Origin of the sequence: Loigolactobacillus iwatensis (assembly GCF_003950295.1) — a bacterium.
In the GTDB taxonomy this organism is placed as follows: Bacteria; Bacillota; Bacilli; order Lactobacillales; family Lactobacillaceae; genus Loigolactobacillus; species Loigolactobacillus iwatensis.
Map to the genome: position 1 here is coordinate 29,373 of NZ_RHNP01000017.1, position 24,181 is coordinate 53,553.

Here is a 24,181-nt window from a genome sequence, read left to right on the forward strand (position 1 = left end):
TTATAACAACCTTAACGTCATTGTCAACTTTATTAAAACTATTGTCAATTTACTTGACAACTAAATTCAAAGGTATTATAGTCATTCTCAGTACTTTTTATGAAAGAAGGCCTTGAAACATGGCAAAGAATCAACCAACTGACGCAAATGGCAAGCCATATAACCGTAACTTGTTACTTGCAACAGTCATCATCGGAACTTTTGGAACTGTTTTAACGCAGACATTACTTGCAACTGCTTATCCAACCTTAGAAAAGGCATTTAGTGTTTCAACGTCGACCGTCCAGTGGTTAACAACTGGTTTTACATTAGTTAACGGAATTATGATTCCGATTACTGCGTGGTTGATTAATCGTTTTAATAGTAAATACTTATATATTAGTGCAATGACGATATTTACGATCGGAACTTGGATGTGTTACGTGGCACCTAACTTTTCAATCCTGCTTTCAGGGCGCCTAGTTGAAGCCGTGGGTGTTGGTATTTCAATGCCATTAATGCAGACGCTGGCACTTTCAATTTTTCCACCAGAGAAACGTGGGGCGGCCATGGGGGCTACTGGATTAGCAATTGGGCTAGCACCAGCTATTGGGCCAACGCTTTCTGGCTGGATTATTGATACCTACAATTGGCGGGTCCTTTTCGGAATGATCTTACCAATTTCTATTCTTGTTATTATTGCCGCATTCTTCTTTATGCGTAAAGTTTTGGAAACAAATAAAACTTCCTTAGATGTTCTTTCCGCAGTTTTATCAACAATCGGTTTTGGATCGTTATTATACGGTTTTTCCGAAGTTGGCGATAAAGGTTGGGGTAGTTCCATCGTTGTTTGGGGCTTAGCTATTGGGATCGTATTTATTGGACTCTTTGGTTGGCGTCAATTAACCATGAAGAAACCCTTCTTGGAACTACGTGTTTTTAAGTCATCTGAATTTACGATTGCCACGATTTTGTCATCAGTTGTTATGATGGCCATGGTTGGGGCAGAAATGGTATTACCGTTGTATATTCAAACGGTTCGTGGTGAATCGGCCTTCCATTCTGGATTAATCCTATTACCAGGTGCCATTATGATGGGGGTAATGAGTCCTGTTACCGGCCAACTCTTTGATAAAATCGGTGCCAAACGTTTGGCAATTGTTGGGATGACGCTTCTTACAATTGGAACAATTCCATATATGGGCTTAACGCAGTCATCACCTATTTTAGTTGTTTCATTATTCTATGCCGTTCGGATGTTTGGTATCTCAATGGTTATGATGCCAACGACAACGTCTGGGATGAACGCATTACCGTTTAATATGATTAGTCAAGGTACTGCCGTTAATAACACTGTTCGGCAGGTTGCCAGTGCAGTTGGGACTGCTATTTTAATTAGTGTCTTATCTAATCAAACAAGCAATTCAATGCCAAGTAAGCATGTTTTACACGCAACACCGTTACACTATAAGACTGGTGCAATTAATGCTGTTTTGACAGGCTATCATTCAGCCTTTCTAGTCGCCGCAATTTTCTGTGTTATAGGTTTAGTTATTGCCTTCTTCTTGAAAGATAAGCGCGGTGCTACCGTAACAGGAGGTGACAAATAATGATAATTGTATTAATTATTGTTGGTGCCATTTTATTTGCAGTTTTCACAATTGGACTTAAAAGTGGTTGGCTACGTAACGTTTTAATTGTTTTGGCACTTGCCATTTTGATTTGGCCAATTGCATCAATATCTGCAACGGATAATAATCATTATGGTATGAAAGAAAAAACAACGACCACTGAAAAATCAATTGCTTCGGCAGCTGATATGAAGGGTGCTAATATCAATATGCTACTTTACCAACCATTAGGTAATGGTAAAGAAAAAGTCTATATCTATAAGACTGATAAAACGCAGAAGAAGCCAACAACAACCCAAGCAGATGAAAAGACAACCAATAAGGTAGTCAAATCTGGAAGTACAAAAACGGCGAAGTTGGTTACTAAGATAACGCATTATGTATTCAAAAATAATTTCTATAAAGCAATGTATGCCGGTTTAGATGCTGATAATCAATACAAAGAACGAACTAATACGTTTAAAGTTGGCAATAACTGGTTAGTTTTAAGCACTAAACAGGCAAAGCAATTACAAAAACAAGCGACGGCAGCCCAGAAACAGATGAAGACTGCGATTGAAACACAGGTCAAAGAAGCAATGACAAAAGATCCAAGTATGTCTAAGAGTCAACAAAAGACTCTAACACAACAATTAGAACAAAAGGCTCAGCAACAAGCACAACAACAAATGATGCAAAAGTTACAACAAATGCAAAAATAAGTTACGTGCACTGAGCAAAAATTGACCAATGAATTGCGCTAAATTAAATTTTAGCGCAATTTTTTTGTGCCTAAAATTCAAATTCTTTAAATAGTGGTTGGAAAATTAGTTGAATTATTGGATAAGTTAACACCAAAAAGTAATTTAGTAACAACTTTTTTAATTCACAAACAGAAATTTTTGAAGTCAATTAATTAATTTTAAAAGGATTTTAATTGCCATAAGGTATAACTAAATTTTGCACAAGTAAAAATTTATACGATAAGTCAGCATATTAATTCACAATTACCCGTTAGGAGATTATGCTTATAAAGAATATTATGTTAGCGTTTTACTACTTAAAAAAGATTGGAGTGATTTATTTTGGCAAAAGAAGCAACTTATATTATGGCGATTGATGAGGGAACAACAAGTACCCGGGCAATTATTTTTGACCAGCAAGGTAATAAAGTAGCGGATTCGCAGCGTGAATTTCCGCAGTATTTTCCTAAACCTGGTTGGGTGGAACATAATGCTAACGAAATTTGGAACGCAGTATTATCAACAATCGCGAATGTTTTTATTGAATCTGGCGTGAAGCCGCGGCAAATTAGTGGTATTGGGATTACCAATCAACGGGAAACAACGGTTGTTTGGGATAAGCAAACGGGCTTACCAATTTATAACGCCATTGTATGGCAATCGCGGCAAACATCTTCAATTGCGGATAAATTACAGGCTGATGGTCACGCTGATTTAGTGCATAAACGGACTGGCCTAATTATCGACGCCTATTTTTCGGCAACAAAAATTCGTTGGATCTTAGACCACGTTAAAGGTTCCCAGGAACGTGCCGAAAAGGGTGAGTTACTTTTTGGTACGATTGATACGTGGCTTCTTTGGAAGTTAACTGGTGGTGAAAAACACATCACTGATTATTCTAACGCTAGTCGAACAATGTTGTTTAACATTCACGAGCTACACTGGGATGATGAAATCCTCAAACTTTTAAATATTCCTAAGGTGATGTTACCTGAGGTTCACCCAAATTCAGAAGTTTACGGTAAAACTAAGGATTACCATTTTTATGGTAGTGAAGTTCCGATTGCCGGGATGGCCGGGGATCAACAGGCCGCACTTTTTGGGCAGATGGCGTTTGAACCGGGAACGGTTAAGAACACTTACGGAACTGGTGCTTTTATTGTGATGAATACTGGTGAACATCCACAATTATCCGACCATAACCTATTAACAACGATTGCTTACGGCATTAATGGCAAAGTTTATTACGCTTTAGAAGGAAGTATTTTTGTGGCCGGTTCAGCAATTCAATGGTTGCGCGATGGAATGAAACTGATTCAAACAGCACCGGAATCGGAGAAACTAGCGGCGGCCTCGCATAATGATAACGAAGTTTACGTTGTTCCTGCCTTTACTGGTTTAGGGGCGCCTTACTGGGACTCAACAGCCCGCGGATCTGTTTTTGGCCTAACACGTGGAACGACCCGGGAGGATTTTGTTAAAGCAACTTTGCAGTCCGTTGCTTACCAAACGCGGGATGTTGTTGACACGATGAAATTAGATACTAAGATTGATATTCCGTTATTAAAAGTAGATGGTGGTGCCGCTAAAAATGATATTTTGATGCAATTTCAGGCTGATCTGTTAAATATTCCAATTCAGCGCGCTCATGATTTGGAAACAACTGCTTTAGGTGCAGCTTTCTTAGCTGGGCTGGCAGTTGGTTACTGGAAGGATCTCGCCGACTTGAAGCAGCACTATACAGAAGGTGAAATGTTCCAACCTAAAATGCCTGCCGATGAACGAGAAAATCTTTATGAAGGTTGGCAAGAAGCAGTTGCAGCAACGCGGAAGTTTAAACACCGTCCCTTGAAACACAACGACTAAATAATAAAGGAGGTCGCTCACGATGGCATTTTCATTAACAACGCGTAAAGAAATTATCGATCATTTGCAAAGTGAAGCTTTAGATTTATTGATTATTGGTGGTGGTATTACTGGTGCTGGTGTTGCCATTCAGGCAAGCTCAACGGGAATTAAAAGTGGCCTGATTGAGATGCAGGATTTTGCTGAAGGGACTTCTTCGCGCTCAACTAAATTAGTTCATGGTGGGATTCGCTATTTAAAAACTTTTGATGTTGAAGTTGTCTCCGATACCGTTAAAGAACGGGCGATTGTTCAACGAATTGCGCCACATATTCCGCGGCCTGACCCGATGTTATTGCCGATTTATGATGAAGCCGGTGCAACCTTCAGTTTGTTTTCAGTAAAAGTTGCAATGGATCTATATGATCGGTTAGCCAATGTTACCGACCCTAAGTATACAAATTACACAATTTCAAAAGAGGAAGTTTTGAAGCGTGAGCCACACCTAAAAGCAGAAAATTTGCTGGGCGGGGGCGTTTATCTTGATTACATTAATAATGATTCACGACTTGTCATTGAAAATATAAAAAAAGCTCAAGAAAATGGTGGGCTAATGGCTAGCCACGTTAAGGCTTTAAAATTATTACGCACTAAAGACGGTAAAATTAATGGTGTTCACGCAAAAGATTTACTGACTGGGCAGGAATTTGACATTCACGCACAGTTAGTGATTAATACCGCTGGACCATGGTCTGATTTAGTTCGTGAATTAGATCAGCAAGAAAAAATCATTCCACAAATGCGGCCAACAAAGGGGGTACATTTAGTTGTTGATGGTGCTCGACTCCCTGTTCCACAACCAACTTATTTTGATTCAGGTGATCAGGATGGGCGAATGATTTTTGTTATTCCCCGGGAAGATAAAACTTATTTTGGAACGACTGACACGGATTACCAGGGCGACTACGCACAGCCGACTGTCACCAAAGAGGATGTCGATTACTTACTTGCAATTGTTAATAAGCGTTACCCAACGGTTAATCTAAAGTTGGCCGACATTGAGGCTAGCTGGGCCGGTTTACGTCCATTAATTGCTTCTAATGGCAGCTCTGATTATAACGGCGGTAATTCAGGTAAAATTGCTACAAAGAGTTTTGATCAGGTTATTGAGGTTGTTAATGCTTACGAAAACGCTAAGGCAACCAAGGAAGATGTCGAGAAAGTATTGAATGATTTAGAAGTGACACTTTCAGAAAGTAAATTAAGTCCATCATCAGTTTCTCGTGGTAGTTCATTGACAGTTGCTGCGGATGGTCTGATTACTTTAGCCGGTGGTAAATTAACTGATTACCGCAAGATGGCCGCCGGTGCATTAGCGCTAATCACTAAGTTACTAAAGGATCAAGAACATGAAACTTTTAATCCGATTGATTCTAAAAATTTACCAGTTTCTGGTGGTGACATTGATCCCGAAAATGTTGTGGCGACCTTAGAATTTTTTGCCAAACAGGGTATTGATGGCGGCTTATCTAAGGAAGAGGCAATGATGATCGTTAATCTTTATGGTTCTAATGCAGCGCGTGTGTTTAGCAGAATTGGTGAATTAAAGGCGGCACCGGGTTTGAGTTTAGGTGAAACGCTTGGATTACACTATGCGCTAGAAGAAGAGATGACGTTAACGCCAGTTGATTATCTGCTTCGGCGGACTAACCATATTCTCTTCCACCGTGACACGTTAGACGACGTTAAAGTTGGTGTTAGCAACGAAATGGCCCGTTATTTTGGTTGGTCGACTGCCGAAAAAGAACGGATGAATAAACAATTAGATACTGCGATCGCAACTTCTGATCTTCGCGATCTGAAAGCTGAGAGGTGACGTTATGCCAAAAGATAGTTTGAGTTTACAATTATTAGGTGAATTTATTGGAACCTTTATTTTAGTTTTACTAGGTGATGGGGTAGTAGCTGGTGTTTCTCTAAAAAAATCTAAGGCTGAAGGTAGTGGCTGGATTGCAATTTCCCTAGGTTGGGGATTTGCGGTGACGCTAGGTGTTTATGCATCTGCCTTTCTTAGCCCAGCGCACTTAAACCCAGCTGTATCAGTCGGAATGGCCATGGCCGGGGAATTTCCTTGGGCCCACGTTATTCCGTATAGTTTGGCACAAATTGCCGGTGGTTTTGTTGGTGGGGTTATTGTTTGGTTACATTATTATCCTCATTGGAAAGAAACTAAAGATCCGGCAACAACGCTTGGTATCTTTGCAACTGGGCCAGCGATTCGGAATTATCCGGCAAATTTTGTTAGTGAAGTTATTGGAACCTTTGTTTTAGTCTTTGGTCTACTGACTTTTACACGAGGAAACTTCACTCAAGGGCTTAATCCACTTGTTGTCGGTGTATTAATTACAGCTATTGGTCTATCACTTGGTGGAACAACTGGTTACGCAATTAATCCCGCTCGAGATTTGGGGCCACGGTTGGCACACGCAGTCTTGCCAATTGCCAATAAGGGTGGTTCTGATTGGGCGTATAGCTGGGTACCGATTCTAGGACCACTAGTAGGTGGCCTAATTGGGGCAATTTTATTTAATTTGATTCCACTGACTTAATGCTTGAGTATCGATCATAAAAGACAGGGAATAAAAATTCTAGTGGTATAGATAAATTGTTAAAAGGATAGAAGCAAGTCGCGGTAAACTTTATTTTACCGCGATTTGCTTTTTTGTTATGTAAATGGATAAACACTAGTTAAATGATAGCTTTTAGGCCCGTACTATTTTGGTTGGCGTCTAATTGGTTTATAATAGGACAATTGAAATGGGGGAGTGGCCTGATGACGACTAAAATTGGTGTTCGTGAGCTAGTAGAATTTGTTTTGCGTTCTGGAGATTTAAATGCACGCCAAAATAGCCAGAATACGGCCGCCCAAGGTGCAAGGATCCACCGCCAATTACAAAAGAAACACGCAGCCGATAACTACCAACGAGAAATTTATTTAAAAAAGACAGTACATATGAACGGCCAAGACTACGTGATTGATGGTCGGGCCGATGGTATCTATCAAACGGATAAACAAAATTACCGGATTGAAGAAATTAAAACGTCGGATAATGATTTTAGTGAGCTAACGTCGAATACGTTGACGCTTTACTGGGGACAAGTTAAAGTGTACGGTTATTTTTTGATGGAAGATCAAAATTTGGACGAAATTACGCTGCAATTAATTTATTATCAAACCACAACGGAACAAATTACGCAAACAGACAAAACCTTTACGAAGAAAGAATTAAAGGACTTTTTTCAATCTTTAATTGATGATTACGAGTTTTGGTTAGTTTTACGTGAGGAGTGGCACCAAAAACGTAATGCAAGCATCAAACAGGTGACCTTTCCTTTTCCGGAATACCGTGCCGGCCAACGGGAGTTAGCGGTGGCCGTCTACAAGACGATTGTATTGCAGAAACGACTTTTTGTGGAGGCGCCAACTGGGACTGGTAAAACCATTTCAACCTTGTTTCCGACGGTTAAGGCATTAGGCGAGGATAAGATTCAGCGCGTTTTTTACTTAACGGCCAAACAAAGTACCCGGCACGTAGCAGAAGAGGCGGTTCAATTACTAAGCCAACAAGGGCTACAGTTAAAAAGTATTACTTTGACGGCCAAGGATAAGATTATCTTCCCTGAAGAAATTGATGTTGCACCAGATAAAAATCCGTATATGCTAGGTTACTATGATCGCCTAAAACCTGCGTTGCAAGATTTATTGGAAAACGAAAATCAACTAACGCGGACAGTGATTGAAACATACGCACGCAAGCATCAACTTGATCCGTTTGAATTTTCGCTGGATGCGTCATTATTTGCCGATATTATTATATGTGATTATAATTATCTTTTTGATCCCATTGTGTACTTGCAGCGCTTTTTTAGTGAACCAGATAAGGATAATTTTTTCTTAATTGATGAGGCACACAATTTAGTCAGTCGTTCCCGAGATATGTATTCGGCGGAGTTAACGAGTGGGGCAACCAATCAATTAATTCAACTAGCGAAAAAAGATCATTCCGCAATTGAAAAAGATAATTTGGTTAAACAAACTCGTAAATTAAAACGGTCGTTTACAGCTATAACAAAGGGATTACGCGATACTAAGCGCGCTGAAGAGGCAAGCCAAGCGCCGCTGGATAAGTTTAATAACAGTCTTAATCGTTGGCTAGAATTTATTCACGATTGGTTGCCGGCGCAGCCAGACAGTTCCTTTACGACTGCCGTTTTAAATCTATATTTTAGTGGCTTAACCTATTTAAAAATTGCCGATTTATACAATGAAACTTATCAAACGTTATTGCAGTATGACGAAGCAACTAAGTCGAGTACGATTAAACAATTATGTCTAGATCCTAGTACTTTTTTAGATCAGTCCTTAAAAAAAGGTGCTGGTGCTGTTTTATTTTCGGCAACTTTATCGCCAGTTAATTATTATCGGGAGGTTCTAGGCAACGATGAGACTAGTCTGGCTTTCCAATTACCTTCCCCTTTTTCAGCAACTAAACAAGCGATTATGATTGCCCAGTACGTTCAAACAACTTATCAAAAACGAGCGGCTAATTTAACTAAAATTGTTATGAGTTTAGGCGAATTGGTTCAAGCGAAACAAGGTAATTATTTATTCTTTTTTCCTTCCTATTCGTACCTTGAAACTGTCTACGCTGCCTTTCAAACGGCCTATCCAGATATAAAATTAACCAAACAGGTGTCCGCCATGACTGATTTAGAACGGCAAGGTTTCTTAGCCCAATTTAAAGAATTACCAACGCAATCGTTAGTTGGATTTTGTGTATTAGGTGGTATTTTCGCAGAAGGAATCGATTTAAAGGGAAGCCGCTTAATCGGTGTTGCGATTGTGAGCGTTGGGTTACCCGGGCTTTCAACTGAACGTAATTTAGTGCGTGATTATTTTGATCATAAAAATGGTGCTGGCTTTCAGTATGCGTATCAGTTACCAGGAATGAACCATGTCTTGCAAGCCGCCGGGCGATTGATTCGCGGAAGCCAGGATGCTGGGCCAGTGTTGTTGTTAGATCAGCGCTTTGGAAGTAGTCGCTATACAAAACTTTTTCCAAGTCATTGGCAACGCTATCAGCGTGTTCGTACATTAGAGCAATTATCTAAGTCGTTACATGATTTTTGGCAGAATAATCAAAGCTAAAAGGTTAATTAAATTTCGTATCAATTAATGTTGTTTTTTGTTACAATCGGTTACAATAAAGACTCAAAGTTTGAAAGTTAAGCGCGCTTTTTAAGCGGTGCTAGAAATGGGGTGAGTCCATGAATTCAATTTTAACAGAACTGCAAACTGCGCAACGAGAGCATTTATTGATTAATCTCTACCAAACTGCGCACGATGTCATTTATACTGGCTACGTTACCGAATTGAATGAATCAGGGGTAATTATGCAAACTTTTGATGACGCGGGCTTACAAGATGGGCTTGTCTTCTTAGCATTAAACGTTATCGAGGCGGTTGAATTTGATAGTGATGATTTAGACAGCATGGCTTACCGAATTCAAAATGCACAACAAGCGCACTTTGTGACTTCATTGCAAGCACCATTTAAGTTTGACGGACAGCAAAACCTATTACCACAATTAATCCAGCAGGCAATTAGACGGCAAACGATGTTACTACTTGTTTTAAAAGACCGTGATCTGTATTTGGAAGGAACAATTCAAGCACAAGTTTCTGGGGCCGTTGATTTTCACGTTTTTGATAAATTTGACTATACTAACCAAACGATATTGTCGGTCACAACAGAACAGATTCAAGTAGTTGAGTTTTTGGGAAAGGAATTAAGTTTAGAGGGGACGTTAGTTAAATCTAACTTAGTTCACCAGGTAACTAAGCAGGAAACGACAACATTAGCAATGGTGGCGACACTACACCAGGCGCAGAAAAAGCACCAGTTAATCTCGCTGAGTACTAGTGATGATGATGATCTATTTTTTGTTGGCTGGGTAAATACTTTAACTAACACCAGTGTGATCATTAATTTGGTCGATATGAACGGTCAATTTGGTGGTTACGTCTTGATGCAATTAGACATGCTACAGCAGGTAACTGAAATTTCCGATTATTTACAGACGATTGATTTTTTCATTCAACGTAATGTGGTTTTTAAGCAACCAGTATTAAATGATGAGCGACTTTTTGATCCAACGGTTGATCTATTTCAGGCAGTTTTACTGCAGGCACGGTATTTTAAGCGAATTATTCGGGTTAAGTTAAGCAATGAAGATGAAGGTTTAGTCGGTGTTCCCACTGATTTAAATACAGATCAATTAACGTTTAAGATATTGGCCGGCGATGATGAGGAAGATCTTGATACAGTTACAGTACCGTTAGTGGCCATTAGTGAGATTGCTTTTGATTATATGGACGCTTATTTATTGGAACAAGAGTTAAAAGAGACTGGGGATCTGTAGAAATTACTCGTAATCAGTGATTGAGATTGCTATAATAGGTGAGTTACTAGACGTGTGTGTTGCGTATTGACTGATCAATTATAAAGGAGTTTTAATCATTGTTGAATATCATTAAGGCCGTTATTCTAGGTATTATTGAAGGAATCACAGAATTTCTACCAATTAGTTCCACGGGCCACTTATACTTGGCAGATGAATTTGTTCGTTTAAGTGAATCAACTGCATTCATTAACATGTTTATGGTGGTTATTCAATTGGGTGCAATTATGTCAGTTGTTGTTCTTTACTTCCATAAGTTAAATCCATTGTCACCGCGAAAAAATGGCCAAGAAAAACGGCAAACGTGGGTACTTTGGGGAAAAGTAATCTTAGCCGTTTTGCCTTCAGTAATCATTGGCTTGCCGTTAAATGATTGGATGGAAGAACACCTAACCAGTTGGCAAGTTATTGCAACAACACTGATTGTTTACGGGATTTTATTTATTATTATCGAAAATCACAATAAAAAAACGACGCCTAAATATACCGATTTGAATCATTTGCCAATGAACATTGCATTATTCATTGGGCTGTTCCAGGTATTGTCAATGATTCCAGGAACATCACGTTCAGGGGCCACAATTTTAGGCGCAATCTTAATTGGGACTTCACGCTACGTTGCAACAGAATTTTCATTCTTTTTGGCGATTCCAACAATGTTTGGCGCCTCGTTACTAAAAATCGCTAAGTACTTTATGAATGGCAACACATTTACGGGAATGCAAACGGCAGTTCTGTTAACGGGTGTTATTGTGTCCTTTGTTGTTGCCTATCTATCAATTAAGTTCTTACTAAATTACATTAAGAAAAATGATTTTAAGGCCTTCGGTTGGTACCGAATCATTCTGGGGATAGTTGTAATTGCTTACTTTACGCTATTTGCTTAGAGCATATTTGAAAAATAGCATCAAAAATAATTCGGGATTATTTCCCGGGTTATTTTTTAGGTCTTGTATATTACTTGGTGTAGTGAAGACACCTTGTTATGGTTAAGGTAATGATAAAATTATTAACTTAACGAGGTGATTGGATGGCTTTAACGGATGAATTTTTAACGCGTCGCTTTATGAAATTTCAGTGTTGGCAATGTCAACATCCAGGAATGGAAATAACGGGTAAGACGCCTGCGGGACAAAATGATGATCAATCAACACGTTATCAGATTGAGATGACTTGCCCACGCTGTCACGCAAAGGACAATTATTTCATCAATGATGGTGAAGAAGGAAAAATTACGCCGAGTGAAAAAAGTGGTAATACGGCCGATCCGGAAAATATTCTCTAGATTTTCGGAATAGTACTAAAAAATGATTTTATGTTACCGTTAAAAAAGCTAATGTTTTAGCCTAAGGCCTGTGAATTATTCAACGGGAGTTAGCGCTAAAATCATTAGTGTTTTTTTTGATTAAGTAGGGTTAATTTTTAAGCTGCTTCGTGGCTAATTTAGTCAAAAAGCGGTAAAATTATTCTTTGTAATTATAGGAATATGACTGTCTTTTGTTGTATTACCCAATAAATTTGTAAAGGAGCTTCTGTTTTGGAAAAAATTGATCGTGCTTGTACCTCAATTATGGTTGGTAAAGAGGCCAGTTTGGATGGCTCAACTATGATTTCCCGAAATGATGATACATTTTTGCCACTAACACCACAACGCTTTTTAATGCGTCCTGCAGTTAAGAAAGCACAGCACATTAAATCTTACTTAAATGGTTTTGAAGCTGATACGCCGGCTAACGCTTATCGTTATCAAGCAGTCCCTAACGTTGACCTTAAAAAGGAAGGCGTTTATGACGAAAGTGGTTTTAATGAAAAAAATGTTGCGATGAGTGCAACTGAAAGTACTTATGGTAATGAAAAGGCCTTGGCCTATGATCCATTAATCGCTGATGGTATGGACGAAGATACGATGCAACAGATGGTTTTGCCGTACATTAATTCTGCTGTAGAAGGCGTTAAACGCTTAGGTGATTTAATCAGCCAGTATGGTTCGCCCGCTGGTAATAGTGTCTTGTTTAGCGATAAAAAAGATGTTTGGTACATGGAAATCGTGACCGGACACCTCTGGGTTGCACAACGAATTCCGGATGATGCTTATGCGATTACTGCTAACCAAGTTGCCATTCAGCAAGTTGATTTTAACGACTCAGAAAACTTTATCTGGGCAGATGGTATCCAAGATTACGTTACCGAACACCACCTGAATCCAGATAAGGAAGGATGGAATTTCCGGCACATTTTTGGAACTAGTAATGAAAAGGACCGCCACTACAATACACCACGTGTTTGGTTTGGTCAGCGTTACTTCAATTCCGAAATTGAACAGGATCCTGAAAGTAGCGAGCTACCATTTATTTGCCGAACGAGCCATAAAATTAGTGTTGAAGACATTGAATATATCTTAGGATCACACTATAACGAAACTAAATTTGATCCACTAGGCCACGGTAATGATGCAGATAAATACCGTTACCGACCAATTGGTTTAAATCGAACACAGAATTCGCACGTTTTACAAATGCGCAATGATGTTCCTGAAGCACAGGCGGCTATTATGTGGTTGGCAATTGGTTACCCAAGCTTTACGCCATACGTGCCGTTCTACGCCAACGCAACGGACACAGATCCTAGTTATAGTGAGACGCCGGAGAAGTGGGATACTAAGAGCGCTTATTGGATGTACCGGACGGCTTCAATGCTAGTTGAAAGTCATCATAGTAGTTTTATCCAGACTGACCTTGATTACGTTAAGGCCGCTCAAGAACAGCAGCGCCGCTTAATAATCGAAACTGGTCGTCAAGCTGAGAAGCTAAGCGGTACGGCCTTGACTAAGTTCTTGACGGAACAAAATTATTCAATGGTTGAAGATATGCGTCAACGTACGATGACCTTGATTGGCGAACTAGTTATGCAAGGAATCAATTTGTCCAAACTTACCTTTGATATGGATAAAAATTTATAGATTACCGTTTGAAGGGCGTGGGACAAAAGTTGATTTTAGGTTTACTGCGTAACGTGAGCTAATCCAATAGCGCGCTATGGTTAATTGGATTAGCTGTAGTTAGGCGCGTGAACCCAGACTTTTAGCGTACGCTCTAGAGTAACGTTTGAAGACAATAAGCGGCTGGGACTTTTGTCCCAGCTGCTTATTTTTTATTACTAATTTATGAAAGCGTTTGAAAAAGCAATGAAAGTCCGATAGAATAGATTTATGTTTAGATAAATGTTACTGAATAAAGGGGAAATGAATATGGCAAAAATTCTCGCCATTAACGCAGGAAGTTCAACATTAAAGTGGAAATTATTTGTGATGCCGGCAGAGACTGTTATCGCAAGTGGGATGATTGATCGTTTAGGCTTAGCAAATTCAGTCTTTACAGCAAATTATGGTGATGGTCAGACCTTTAAGTTGACCAAAGATATTACAACCCACGATATGGCTGCGACGTTGTTACTTGAAGAGCTCAAAGAACTAGGTATTATTGATCACTTTGAGGAAATTAGTGGTATTGGTCACCGTGTAGTAGCCGGTGGCGAGCAATTTAAGGATTCGGTTATCATTACTGAACAAACATTATCACAAATTGAGGCCTTGGCCGAATACGCACCACTACATAATCCAACGCAGGCTTATTATATTCGCGTTTTCCAGAAATTATTGCCCCGTGTGTTACAGGTTGCCGTTTTTGATACCTCACTTTACGCGACAATGCCGCAAAAAAACTTTTTGTACAGTATTCCGTATGAGTACTACGAAAAGTACGGTGCACGGAAATACGGCGCCCACGGAACTAGTCACCGTTATGTTTCAGAACGAGCGGCCGAATTAGTGGGTAAGCCCTTAGAGCAGCTAAAAATGATTACACTGCACTTAGGCAGTGGAGCATCAATAACTGCATTTGATCATGGGAAGGCCGTTGATACGTCAATGGGCTTTACGCCACTTGCTGGGATTACAATGGCCACTCGTTCAGGAGATATTGATCCATCCCTAGTTGCCTTTTTAACGGAAAAGCTTGGTTTGAAGAACATCAATGAGATGATTACAATTTTAAATCAAAAATCCGGCTTATTAGGATTATCTGAGCTATCGCCAGATCAACGTGATATTGAAAAAGCCGCACCAACTAACAAATTGGCGCAACAGGCCTTAGATATATTCGTTAATCGAGTCGTTAAATATATTGGGTCTTACGTTGCAACAATGGATGGCCTAGATGTATTGGTCTTTACGGCTGGCAGTGGTGAAAATGGGATTGGATTACGCCAAAGTATTGGTGATCAGCTTGCTTATTTTGGTGTTAAAGTTGATCCAGAAAAGAATCATATTCGTGGAAAAGAACAAGTCATTAGTTCAGATGGCGCACCGGTAACCACATTAGTTGTACCAACTAATGAAGAGCTAATGATTGTTCGGGATGTTATGCGCTTGGGCCATAATTATACGGCGCTTGATTAGCAGGTACGTAAACCAGATTTTTGGTCCACGTTCTAAAGTAATGCTCGGAAATAATAAGAGGCTAGGATTTTTATCCGGCCTTTTTTTGCGCCCAAATTTATTAATTATTGAATTGGTCTAATCCAATTAAGTAGTATGGTAGCTTTAATTAACTTATGTTATCGCTTTAAAGAGAGCAATACTCGCGTTTAATCGGAAATAGTCAGAAAACCAATCGAAGTTAGGTTTTATAACAGCCAAGGTTATAAAAATGAGAAAACTTTATTTATTTATTAAATATACCTTTTAATAAACGTAACTGATGTTATAATTTTTAACATTAATAAGGATCTGACTGGAGGAAATTAAATGAATACTGCTAATACAACGTTCGTTATTATTGCGAGTATTTTAGTCTTGTTCATGACGCCTGGATTAGCGTTCTTTTATGGTGGTTTAGTTTCAAAACGTAACGTTGTGAATACGATGTTGTCAGTTTTCTTTATTATTGGGATTGCAATTTTACTTTGGATTTCTGTTGGTTATGAATTATCATTCAATGGCAATATCCACGGATTTATTGGAATAGTGCACCATTTCTTTTTAGCTAATCTGAATTTAAAACAGTTAACGGCGACTGGAATTCCAAGAGGCCTATACTTATTTTTTCAAATGATGTTTGCGGTCATTACGCCAGCTCTTTTTGTCGGTGCGATAGTTGGTCGAATTCGTTTTAAATTTTTATTTTGGTTTATTGTGCTGTGGTCCTTCGCTATTTATTACCCGATGGTTCATATGGTTTGGAGCCCCCATGGTTTATTAGCTAATTTAGGGATCATTGATTTTGCAGGCGGGACAGTTGTCCACATTACTGCCGGGATTACGGCGTTTGTCTTATCGGCATTTCTAGGTCATCGCTTTAATTACGGGCAAACAACAAAGCACTACAATTTACCCTGGGTACTGTTAGGAACCTCTATTTTATGGGTTGGTTGGTATGGTTTTAATGCCGGAAGTGCCTTAGCGATTAATAATATTGCGATTCAGGCCGCCCTAACGTCAACAGTGGCCGCCGCGACTTCAATGGTTGCTTGGTTATTTTTAGATACACACTTTGTGGGTAAACCAACGTTGGTGGGGGTTTGTACTGGGACCCTTTGTGGTTTAGTTGGTATTACACCTGCTGCAGGTTACGTTACAATTGGCGGTGCTTTTTGGATTGGTTTGTTGGCAACCGCGGCCAGTTACTCTTTTATTACTTACTTAAAGCCACGCATTGGTGTCGACGATGCTTTAGATGCTTTTGGTTGTCATGGTGTGAGTGGAATTATGGGAAGTATTGCGACTGGCCTATTTGCGACAAAAACAGTTAACCCAAAAATTCCAGAAAACGGTCTGTTTTATGGCGGTGGTTTTAAATTATTTGGAGTACAGCTATTGGGCACATTGCTAACCATACTTTTTGTGGCAGGGATGTGTGCGCTGGTGATCAGTTTATTACGCTTAGTCATTAAAATGCGCGTCGATGAAACAGAGGAGCGTGTTGGCTTAGATCAAGGGGAACATGGTGAAACGGCCGATTATACGGTGGAAATAAATAATGATTTTGTCAATTATGAAGATGAATTTAAAGGCCAGATGGCGAATTTTCACCATAAACCAAATCATCATTGACCCTTCGCCGCAAATACCCTTACCAACACGTTCTAGTTATTGGTCCTCTTTTCCATTAGAATAAGGATAATTAGTTTTAGTGGAGGGGATTAAATGCATTTTCAACAAATACATCACATCGCGATTATTGGTTCGGATTACGCACAAACTAAAAAATTTTACGTTGACCAGTTAGGGTTTCAAGTATTGGCCGATCATAAGCGAGAAACTGATCGTAAATTAGATCTGACAAATGGCGAAATTGAATTAGAGATTTTTATCAAGGCTAATAGTCCTGCGCGACCCAGCTATCCAGAGGCCTTAGGGTTACGTCATTTGGCCTTTAAGGTGGCAAGCGTCGCTGAAACTAGCGTTTGGTTAAATAACCAGGGAATTAAAACTGAACCAATCCGAAACGATGCATTTACTAATAAGGCAATGACTTTTTTCTTTGATCCAGATGGACTGCCACTTGAGATTCATGAATAGCAGATTAATTGGCCTTTTTAGCCTTTCAAGCGCTCATTCAAGCGCGCTTAACTTGTTCTTCATTTAGTGATTGGCGTATACTTTACAGGTAAGGTTGCCAGTTTTTAGCGGGCGCTTTAATTTGATGAAAGGTGTGATTTTTTGAAGAAAATTAATTTAGGTGGCAGTGGCCTGCAAGCTTCTGCTGTGGCGCTAGGAATTATGCGCATGGATGCCTTGACTACCACTGATGCGGCTAAGGTTATTGAAACTGCCGTTACTAATGGCGTTAATTATTTTGATTCAGCCGATATTTATGGTCAAGGTAAGTCGGGAAAGGTCTTTGGGGAAGCGCTGCAACAATCTTCCGTTAAGCGTGAGGATATTTATATCCAATCCAAGGGCGGCATTATTGTGTCACCTGAACGCAGCCACGGCAGTGAAGTGTTCGGTAAACGTTATGATTTTTCGAAGCAACACTTGATTGATGTTGTTGATCAAGAGTTACAGCATATGAAAATCGATTACCTTGATACATTCCTTTTACATCGTCCAGATCCGTTAATGGAACCTGAGGAAATTGCCGAAGCGTTTAATACGCTACAGGCTAGCGGGAAGGTGCGTCACTTTGGCGTTTCTAACTTTAATCCCCGCCAGATTGAATTGGTGCAACACTACACTAAGCAACGTTTGTTAATTAATCAATTGCAATTTAGTATTATGCATACTGGCATGATTGATTTTGGCATGCACGTTAACATGACTGATCCACGAAGTATCAACCATGATGGTGGTGTTTTAGAATATTCACGCTTACACGATATGACTGTTCAGGCGTGGTCACCTTATCAATACGGGATGTTTGCAGGAGTTTTCATTGATAATCCTAAATTTCCAGAACTAAATACTAAATTACAAGAAATTGCGGACAAATATAAAGTAACTAAAAATGCGATTGCAACTGCGTGGATTTTACGACACCCAGCTCAAATTCAAGTTATTTTAGGATCAATGAATCCACAGCATATTACTGAGTCTTTAGCAGGTGCTGAGGTTGATTTGACTAAACAAGAATGGTATGACATTTATTTTGCAGCAGGTAATGATTTACCATAGCATGATTTACTGTTAGCAAAATAATGAACGAGGGTAGCCTATCTATGGTTGTACGCACAGCCACGCCCTGACCTTATCCTCGTATATTCTGTGCATTAGTTGCCAAAATAAATTTACCCATAAAGATCGTTTTCAATGTTTTATCAGTGGATTTACATTGAAGGCCTTTATGGGTTTTTGTGTCCGGTTAAAGTATCAAGTTATAATGGCAAGCTAACTTTTACAAAAAAATTTCATTCTTTTTTACGGTGGCGGAAAGCAAGCTGCTGTAGTCGTTTTTTTAAATGTTGGTGAGTTAATTTGGTATGATTACTTGTCGCAAAGATCCAGCGACTAAAAAGATAATTTACGATTCCAACAATAAGTTGGTCAGCAATTTTAGTTGGCATACTGGCCAGCTTCAGTAAACTAATGCCACTAAACATAATCAGCGAATCAATACCCAGTGAAAACAGGCGAAGTGATAAAAAGGAAAGTAACTCACGCCGTAACGCCCGCCAATTAGTGTATTTTGAACGAAAAACGAGTGATTTATTTGTAAAGAAGCCAAATAAAGTGGCAATTAACCACGCTAATGCATTTGCCAGTAGGTATTGAATTAGAAAAAAATGGCGGAAAAGCCAATAAGCTAGAATATTGATGACGGAAGCAAGGAAACCAAAAACCATATAGCTGAAGAAATTATGGTAACGATGAAGTAAGTTTTTAAGCATATTTTTGGGCTCCTATCAGCTAAATTTTAGACTTAGTAAACAATAGCAGTTTGTGAACCTGATGAAAAGTAATTTTAATAAAATCCATAATAATTAGTTAAATGAATTTTTATGCAAAAAATAATAGGCTTGACATTTGGCAAATACCTTTGCATACTGTAGGCAAGTTGAATAGATTTCTTCGGGGCAGGGTGAAATTCCCGACCGACGGTAAAAACGTTTTTACGTTTAAGTCCGTGACCCGCGTTTGCGGTGGATGCAGTGTGAATCTGCAACCGACAGTTAAAGTCTGGATGGGAGAAGAAAAAAGTTGACGGTTGTTTGGCGTTTTATTTAGCTGGCCTCCGTTTAGTAATGAATAGTTAGATTTTGTAGCCATGAGTATTGACTACTAGATTTATTTGTTACTATCACACTTTTTAGACTTTAGTTATTATGGCTAAGGCTCCTTAACGTATTTTAGGTGTGCCCCACATTTTTGTGGGGCACTTTTTTTATGCAGAAAAGAGAAGGTGATCGGAATCAATTCAACTAGTTATATGCGTTTGGCGCTTCATGAAGCGCTGAAAGGACGTTATCTTACCTACACCAATCCAATGGTAGGCGCCGTTTTTGTTAAAAATAATAATATTATCGGTGTCGGGCACCACCTTGGTTTTGGTTATGAGCACGCGGAAGTTAACGCGTTTCACAATGTTCAATCCCCCGAAGAAGTTAATAATTCAACCCTTTACGTCACGTTGGAACCATGTTCACATTTTGGTAAAACGCCACCTTGCTGTCGGCAACTTGTTGCTTGGGGAGTGAAGATGGTCTATATTGCCCAAAAGGATCCAAATCCTTTAGTTGGTGGTAAAGGAATTAGTTATTTACGTGAACACGGGGTTTTAGTTCACATTGGGTTAGAACAAGCTGCTGCCGAGAAACTTAATCAATTTTATAATTTTTTTTACCGGCAGCGGCGGCCGTTTATCACGTTGAAAGTGGCACAAACCTTGGATGGTCGTGTCAGTTTAGGTGGTGAGCAGCGTACTTATTTAACTGATAAAGTTGCCAATCAAGATGTTCAAAAATTGCGTGGAGATTATCAAGCCATTCTTGTTGGCAGTGGGACGGTTTTAGCAGATGATCCTAAATTAACTGTTCGTCAGCAACTTAAATACCCGCCAGTTCGAGTTGTTCTTGATCGACGGGGGCGGATAACACCGGCCCAGCAAGTTACTGATAACGCGGCACCGACTTGGCTCTTTACTGAAAATCAAAAAAGTGCGGCAAAATTGGCAAACACAACCGTCAAAGTCTTTTATAAGCCTAAATGGTCAATTAACCTGGTTATTCAAGAATTGGCCCAAGCCGGAATTCAATCCGTTTTGGTTGAGGGTGGTCCCCAGCTTCATGATGCCTTTTTAGTTACCAATAATTGGCAGCGCTTAATTATTTATCAAACCAATCAATTAGCTGGTGGTACGGGCCTGGCCGCGTTTCAATCTCAACGGCAAAGTACAGAATTAACGACGCTTGAAATTAGATCCGTTAAGAAAATCGGTAACGCAATAAAAATTACTGGGGAGATGGCGTGAATGTTTACCGGAATTATTGAAGATATTGGTCGGATCTATCAGGTTAGAAGGCAACGGGAGACAATTAAATTAGGTATTATAGTCACTAATTTAGATTTAGCAACTACACAAATTGGGGCCAGTATTGCAGTTAATGGTGTTTGTTTGACAATTGTAAGTCGACAAGGGAAACGATTTATTGCTGATGTAATGCCAGAGACCTTTCGCATCACTAATTTGGCCAAACTAGGTATTAATGATCAAGTTAATTTGGAGCGGGCACTACCAGTTAGCGGGCGCTTTGAAGGGCACATCGTCTTAGGACACGTAGATCAAACAACTACTATTGTGCAACGCCAGCAAGATCAATCCGCGATCGTGGTCACTTTTAAAACACCAGCCGTGTTGTATCAACAAATCGTGACGAAGGGATCAATCGCCATTGATGGCATTAGTCTAACTATTATTGAGGCCAATAGGCAAACTTTTAAGATAGGCTTGATCCCACACTCACAGCAAGAGGCAACATTAGCGGCCAAAAAAGTAGGTAATGTGGTTAATCTTGAAACGGATATTTTAGGAAAATATGTGGTTCAGCACTTAAAAAATACTACAAAAGGGCATTTGGTAGACACACTGTAGAAATAGTCAATTGTACTTAATCCAAAATGAACGGTTAATTTTTAACAATTAAACTGAGGTGAAAGTAATGGATAATGAAAAAATAGAACAAGCAATTACTGATTTAAAAAATGGTAAGTTGATTTTAGTTGCTGATGATCGTAATCGAGAAGCCGAAGGAGATTTTGTTGGTTTAGCACAATTTGCTACTGGGGCAACGTTAAACATAATGGTCACTCATGGCCGGGGACTTGTTTGTGCACCAATGACGGCTACGGTTGCTAAACGGTTACAACTTGAGCCAATGACGCAGCATAATACTGAAACTTACGGTACGGCGTTTACGGTTAGTACAGATCATAAGACGACAAGCACTGGTATTTCAGCGTTTGATCGCGCAACTACAATTAAGGCTCTCAGTGATCCGACGGCGCGGCCTGATGATTTTGAACATCCTGGTCACGTTTTTCCACTCGTTGCTAAGGCGGGCGGGGTTTTAAGTCGACGCGGGCACACAGAGGCTGCCGTTGATTTAGCCCAAATTGCTGGGGTTGAGCCAGTTGCCTATATTTGTGAAACACTTAATCCTGATGGGACAATGGCGCGCTTACCGCAATTAGAGAAGTTGTCCCAGCAGTTAGGTCTGACCTTGATCACAATTGAAGAGTTGACCGCCTATCGTTATAGTTTGAACCAATCCGTTGTGACGGCGGCCGAAAAGGTCAAATTGCCAACAGGTTACGGTGAATTTGATTTAACGGGCTATACATCCGAAAAGGATAGTCAAGTTCAATTATTTCTGACTAAAGGTGAACTGGATACAACGCAGCCAGTGCTATTACGGCTGCATTCGGAATGTTTTACTGGTGATATTTTTGGTTCAGAACGCTGCGATTGTGGTGAACAACTCCACGCCTCAATGGCACAAATTCAGCGCGCTGGGAGCGGCGCTTTATTATATTTACGTCAAGAAGGTCGGGGAATTGGATTACTTAATAAATTGCACGCTTATAAGTTACAGGAGTCTGGCTATGATACTTATGACGCGAATATTGAGCTTGGTTTTGCACCAGATGAACGAGAGTACGGATTGGCAGCGGCCATTCTTCACGTTCAAAGGATTACACAAGTTCGTCTGATGACTAACAATCCCGCTAAAGTGGCGGCCTTAGAGAAATACGGAATTGAAGTTGTGGAGCGAGTACCAGTTGAGGTTAAACCTCGTCCAGAAAATATTAACTATTTAAAGACCAAGCAAGCCAAATTTCACCACATTTTACATTTAGCACAATAAAATAAATTAGTATTTTAGGAGGAAATTAAAAATGACCGTTTATTCAGGAAACTTAACTTCAAAAGATGTCAAAATTGCAATTGTTGTTGCACGTTTTAATGAATTTGTAACGAGTAAATTATTAGGTGGCGCACTGGACGTTTTGGAACGTCACGAAGTAGCAGCCACGGATATTGATACTATTTGGGTTCCAGGTGCATTCGAAATCCCGGCGATTGCTAAATTACTGGATGCGTCCGGTAAATACGATGGCATTATTACGCTTGGCGCTGTCATTCGCGGTGAAACTAGTCATTATGACTATGTTTGTAACGAAGTATCTAAAGGAATTGGTAGTCTGGCCTTAAATGGAAAAACACCGATTGTCTTTGGTGTATTAACGACGGAAAACGTTGAGCAGGCTATCCAACGTTCTGGAGCCAAGTCAGGTAATAAAGGCAGTGATGTTGCAACTAGTATTTTGGAAATTATTAATTTAAAGCGGCAATTAGTTACGGTAGCAAAATAAGTTAACAGAAAATTATTACGTTTCCTAGTTTGGGCATAAAATCGCGTGGCAAATTGAAGCGAATGTTGTAAACTGATTATAAGGAATTTTCGATTCAGAAAATAAGCGATTTAATTAATCTGAACGTGATCTTTAAATTAAAAGAACTATGATGGAAGTTAGAATAATAGCCTTGAGTTTGCTAGGCCATCAGTTTATAGATCCATGTGGTCGGCTATTGATCATAGATTTAAAGAAAAATGGTGGCCAATTAATCTCGCAAGTTTAACTGGACGTCACAGATTTTAGAGGAAAACGGAGGAAACGTTTTGGATGCTGTTAACTACATTGGGATTGCCTTTTGGCTTATTGTCTTAATCTTTATCTTCTTTACATTTCATAATATCCGTGTGCGCCGTTTAAAGCGGCTTGTTTCAGGGGAAAAGGGCTTTTATTGGCCAGGATTCTTACTGTCTAGTTTGTTAATTGTCATTGCTTTTGCTGGTCTGTGGTTAGCGAGTTACGCGACATTCTTCAGAAATGTTGATTTGACTGATAAACAAGAAATCAGTTTAAGTTACAAGTATAAGCCACTAGTAATGTCTTCTATTAACGGCCGTTTTTACGATGTTAAGGTTGAAAATGGCAACGGTAAGCAACCAACACAGTATTACACGTATTGGGTTGATGGGGCTCGTTACCAAATTTCCAGTAACAACGCAACGATTGTTTCTGGTGCGCACCCGATGAATGTTAGTGCTGGTAATTATCCATGGAAACATGACGAATTGGCTAAGCAAGAAAAGAAAACTGAGCGGACTTTTGTTGCGACAATGACGGCAACTTATAAGTCTAATTTTATGAACGGATTGGGTATTCGAGCTGGGCGCAAAGCAACAACTTTTTCAATGATTCGTGTACCTAACTCATCGGTTATTTACATTAAAAAAGATAATCCTAAATAGAAAAAAGGCCACTACTGCAGGAAGGTTCTGTATCGTAGTGGTTTTCTTTATTTTTAGATATTTAATGGGTGTCGTTTTACTAAAAAAGCGTGCTAAGATAAGTTTAATGGTTGCGCTGGGAGCGCCAAAATTCAGTTTTGGGTTCACGTTCTAGACCAATACCGAACTTGA

Annotated in this window: 20 protein-coding genes and 1 riboswitch; of the genes, 19 read left to right on the plus strand and 1 reads right to left on the minus strand. The window is 39.5% G+C overall.

The window, feature by feature from the left end:
* The first annotated feature begins 119 nt into the window (after positions 1 to 119).
* The 14 genes from EKM98_RS05905 to EKM98_RS05970 all read left to right on the plus strand — a co-directional run bounded on the left by EKM98_RS05905 (position 120) and on the right by EKM98_RS05970 (position 18,371).
* Complete coding sequence (locus EKM98_RS05905; protein ID WP_068279484.1) at positions 120 to 1,589, plus strand: MDR family MFS transporter; 1,470 nt, start codon at positions 120 to 122, stop codon at positions 1,587 to 1,589.
* Entirely contained in the window at positions 1,589 to 2,311 is a 723-nt protein-coding gene (locus EKM98_RS05910; protein WP_125981230.1) for a DUF4811 domain-containing protein, read from the plus strand. The genes EKM98_RS05905 and EKM98_RS05910 overlap by 1 nt, the downstream gene beginning before the upstream one ends.
* 363 nt (positions 2,312 to 2,674) lie before the next feature.
* Positions 2,675 to 4,198 (plus strand): glycerol kinase GlpK, encoded by a 1,524-nt coding sequence (glpK, locus tag EKM98_RS05915; RefSeq protein ID WP_263850799.1) that lies wholly within the window; start codon positions 2,675 to 2,677, stop codon positions 4,196 to 4,198.
* A 22-nt stretch (positions 4,199 to 4,220) separates the two neighbouring features.
* The gene (gene glpO / locus EKM98_RS05920) at positions 4,221 to 6,053 is read left to right on the plus strand and encodes a type 1 glycerol-3-phosphate oxidase (RefSeq protein ID WP_125981232.1); all 1,833 of its coding nucleotides are present in this window, start codon (positions 4,221 to 4,223) and stop codon (positions 6,051 to 6,053) included.
* 4 nt (positions 6,054 to 6,057) lie between these two features.
* Positions 6,058 to 6,786 carry an MIP/aquaporin family protein gene (locus EKM98_RS05925; RefSeq protein ID WP_125981234.1) on the plus strand — a complete coding sequence of 243 codons (729 nt, stop codon included), beginning with the start codon at positions 6,058 to 6,060 and terminating at the stop codon, positions 6,784 to 6,786.
* Between the two features lie 224 nt (positions 6,787 to 7,010).
* Positions 7,011 to 9,386, plus strand: a complete 2,376-nt coding sequence (locus tag EKM98_RS05930; protein ID WP_125981236.1) for an ATP-dependent DNA helicase — start codon at positions 7,011 to 7,013, stop codon at positions 9,384 to 9,386.
* Between the two features lie 119 nt (positions 9,387 to 9,505).
* Positions 9,506 to 10,660: a hypothetical protein gene (locus EKM98_RS05935; protein ID WP_125981237.1), complete on the plus strand. Its 1,155-nt coding sequence runs from the start codon at positions 9,506 to 9,508 to the stop codon at positions 10,658 to 10,660.
* Positions 10,661 to 10,758: 98 nt separating this feature from the next.
* Positions 10,759 to 11,586: an undecaprenyl-diphosphate phosphatase gene (locus tag EKM98_RS05940; RefSeq protein WP_125981239.1), complete on the plus strand. Its 828-nt coding sequence runs from the start codon at positions 10,759 to 10,761 to the stop codon at positions 11,584 to 11,586.
* 143 nt (positions 11,587 to 11,729) lie between these two features.
* Positions 11,730 to 11,984, plus strand: a complete 255-nt coding sequence (locus EKM98_RS05945) for a hypothetical protein (protein ID WP_125981241.1) — start codon at positions 11,730 to 11,732, stop codon at positions 11,982 to 11,984.
* A 285-nt stretch (positions 11,985 to 12,269) separates the two neighbouring features.
* Positions 12,270 to 13,658, plus strand: coding sequence for a C69 family dipeptidase (locus EKM98_RS05950; RefSeq protein WP_164512661.1), 1,389 nt, complete (start codon positions 12,270 to 12,272; stop codon positions 13,656 to 13,658).
* A gap of 288 nt (positions 13,659 to 13,946) precedes the next feature.
* The gene (locus EKM98_RS05955; protein ID WP_125981244.1) at positions 13,947 to 15,155 is read left to right on the plus strand and encodes an acetate/propionate family kinase; all 1,209 of its coding nucleotides are present in this window, start codon (positions 13,947 to 13,949) and stop codon (positions 15,153 to 15,155) included.
* Positions 15,156 to 15,503: 348 nt separating this feature from the next.
* Positions 15,504 to 16,808 (plus strand): ammonium transporter, encoded by a 1,305-nt coding sequence (locus EKM98_RS05960; protein WP_125981246.1) that lies wholly within the window; start codon positions 15,504 to 15,506, stop codon positions 16,806 to 16,808.
* A 93-nt stretch (positions 16,809 to 16,901) separates the two neighbouring features.
* Positions 16,902 to 17,276: an SMU1112c/YaeR family gloxylase I-like metalloprotein gene (gloA2, locus tag EKM98_RS05965; RefSeq protein ID WP_125981247.1), complete on the plus strand. Its 375-nt coding sequence runs from the start codon at positions 16,902 to 16,904 to the stop codon at positions 17,274 to 17,276.
* A 141-nt stretch (positions 17,277 to 17,417) separates the two neighbouring features.
* Entirely contained in the window at positions 17,418 to 18,371 is a 954-nt protein-coding gene (locus EKM98_RS05970; RefSeq protein WP_125981249.1) for an aldo/keto reductase, read from the plus strand.
* Between the two features lie 233 nt (positions 18,372 to 18,604).
* Here the strand turns inward: EKM98_RS05970 and EKM98_RS05975 are convergent, their stop codons facing one another.
* Positions 18,605 to 19,084, minus strand: coding sequence for a GtrA family protein (locus EKM98_RS05975; RefSeq protein ID WP_125981251.1), 480 nt, complete (start codon positions 19,082 to 19,084; stop codon positions 18,605 to 18,607).
* A 173-nt stretch (positions 19,085 to 19,257) separates the two neighbouring features.
* Positions 19,258 to 19,393, plus strand: a riboswitch (FMN riboswitch).
* 203 nt (positions 19,394 to 19,596) lie between these two features.
* On the opposite strand from EKM98_RS05975, the gene ribD reads away from it, so the two are divergent.
* The 5 genes from ribD (at position 19,597) to EKM98_RS06000 (ending at position 24,010) form a co-directional block, all read left to right on the plus strand.
* Entirely contained in the window at positions 19,597 to 20,664 is a 1,068-nt protein-coding gene (gene ribD / locus EKM98_RS05980; protein ID WP_125981253.1) for a bifunctional diaminohydroxyphosphoribosylaminopyrimidine deaminase/5-amino-6-(5-phosphoribosylamino)uracil reductase RibD, read from the plus strand.
* Positions 20,665 to 21,285 carry a riboflavin synthase gene (locus EKM98_RS05985; RefSeq protein WP_125981255.1) on the plus strand — a complete coding sequence of 207 codons (621 nt, stop codon included), beginning with the start codon at positions 20,665 to 20,667 and terminating at the stop codon, positions 21,283 to 21,285. It abuts the gene before it with no gap.
* A 67-nt stretch (positions 21,286 to 21,352) separates the two neighbouring features.
* Entirely contained in the window at positions 21,353 to 22,558 is a 1,206-nt protein-coding gene (gene ribA / locus EKM98_RS05990; protein ID WP_125981257.1) for a GTP cyclohydrolase II, read from the plus strand.
* 31 nt (positions 22,559 to 22,589) lie between these two features.
* Positions 22,590 to 23,066 (plus strand): 6,7-dimethyl-8-ribityllumazine synthase, encoded by a 477-nt coding sequence (gene ribH, locus EKM98_RS05995; protein WP_125981259.1) that lies wholly within the window; start codon positions 22,590 to 22,592, stop codon positions 23,064 to 23,066.
* A gap of 308 nt (positions 23,067 to 23,374) precedes the next feature.
* Positions 23,375 to 24,010 (plus strand): LVIS_2131 family protein, encoded by a 636-nt coding sequence (locus EKM98_RS06000; RefSeq protein ID WP_125981261.1) that lies wholly within the window; start codon positions 23,375 to 23,377, stop codon positions 24,008 to 24,010.
* The last annotated feature ends 171 nt before the right edge of the window (positions 24,011 to 24,181 follow it).

Bases quoted from the DNA above. Each gene is read 5' to 3' on its own strand.
- EKM98_RS05955 (WP_125981244.1), top strand. From the start codon at position 13,947: ATGGCAAAAATTCTCGCCATTAACGCAGGAAGTTCAACATTAAAGTGG.
- ribH (WP_125981259.1), top strand. From the start codon at position 22,590: ATGACCGTTTATTCAGGAAACTTAACTTCAAAAGATGTCAAAATTGCA.
- EKM98_RS05950 (WP_164512661.1), top strand. From the start codon at position 12,270: ATGGTTGGTAAAGAGGCCAGTTTGGATGGCTCAACTATGATTTCCCGA.
- EKM98_RS05935 (WP_125981237.1), top strand. From the start codon at position 9,506: ATGAATTCAATTTTAACAGAACTGCAAACTGCGCAACGAGAGCATTTA.
- EKM98_RS05930 (WP_125981236.1), top strand. From the start codon at position 7,011: ATGACGACTAAAATTGGTGTTCGTGAGCTAGTAGAATTTGTTTTGCGT.
- EKM98_RS05910 (WP_125981230.1), top strand. From the start codon at position 1,589: ATGATAATTGTATTAATTATTGTTGGTGCCATTTTATTTGCAGTTTTC.
- gloA2 (WP_125981247.1), top strand. From the start codon at position 16,902: ATGCATTTTCAACAAATACATCACATCGCGATTATTGGTTCGGATTAC.
- EKM98_RS05905 (WP_068279484.1), top strand. From the start codon at position 120: ATGGCAAAGAATCAACCAACTGACGCAAATGGCAAGCCATATAACCGT.
- ribA (WP_125981257.1), top strand. From the start codon at position 21,353: ATGGATAATGAAAAAATAGAACAAGCAATTACTGATTTAAAAAATGGT.
- EKM98_RS05960 (WP_125981246.1), top strand. From the start codon at position 15,504: ATGAATACTGCTAATACAACGTTCGTTATTATTGCGAGTATTTTAGTC.
- EKM98_RS05975 (WP_125981251.1), bottom strand. From the start codon at position 19,084: ATGCTTAAAAACTTACTTCATCGTTACCATAATTTCTTCAGCTATATG.
- glpO (WP_125981232.1), top strand. From the start codon at position 4,221: ATGGCATTTTCATTAACAACGCGTAAAGAAATTATCGATCATTTGCAA.
- EKM98_RS05925 (WP_125981234.1), top strand. From the start codon at position 6,058: ATGCCAAAAGATAGTTTGAGTTTACAATTATTAGGTGAATTTATTGGA.
- EKM98_RS05945 (WP_125981241.1), top strand. From the start codon at position 11,730: ATGGCTTTAACGGATGAATTTTTAACGCGTCGCTTTATGAAATTTCAG.
- EKM98_RS05985 (WP_125981255.1), top strand. From the start codon at position 20,665: ATGTTTACCGGAATTATTGAAGATATTGGTCGGATCTATCAGGTTAGA.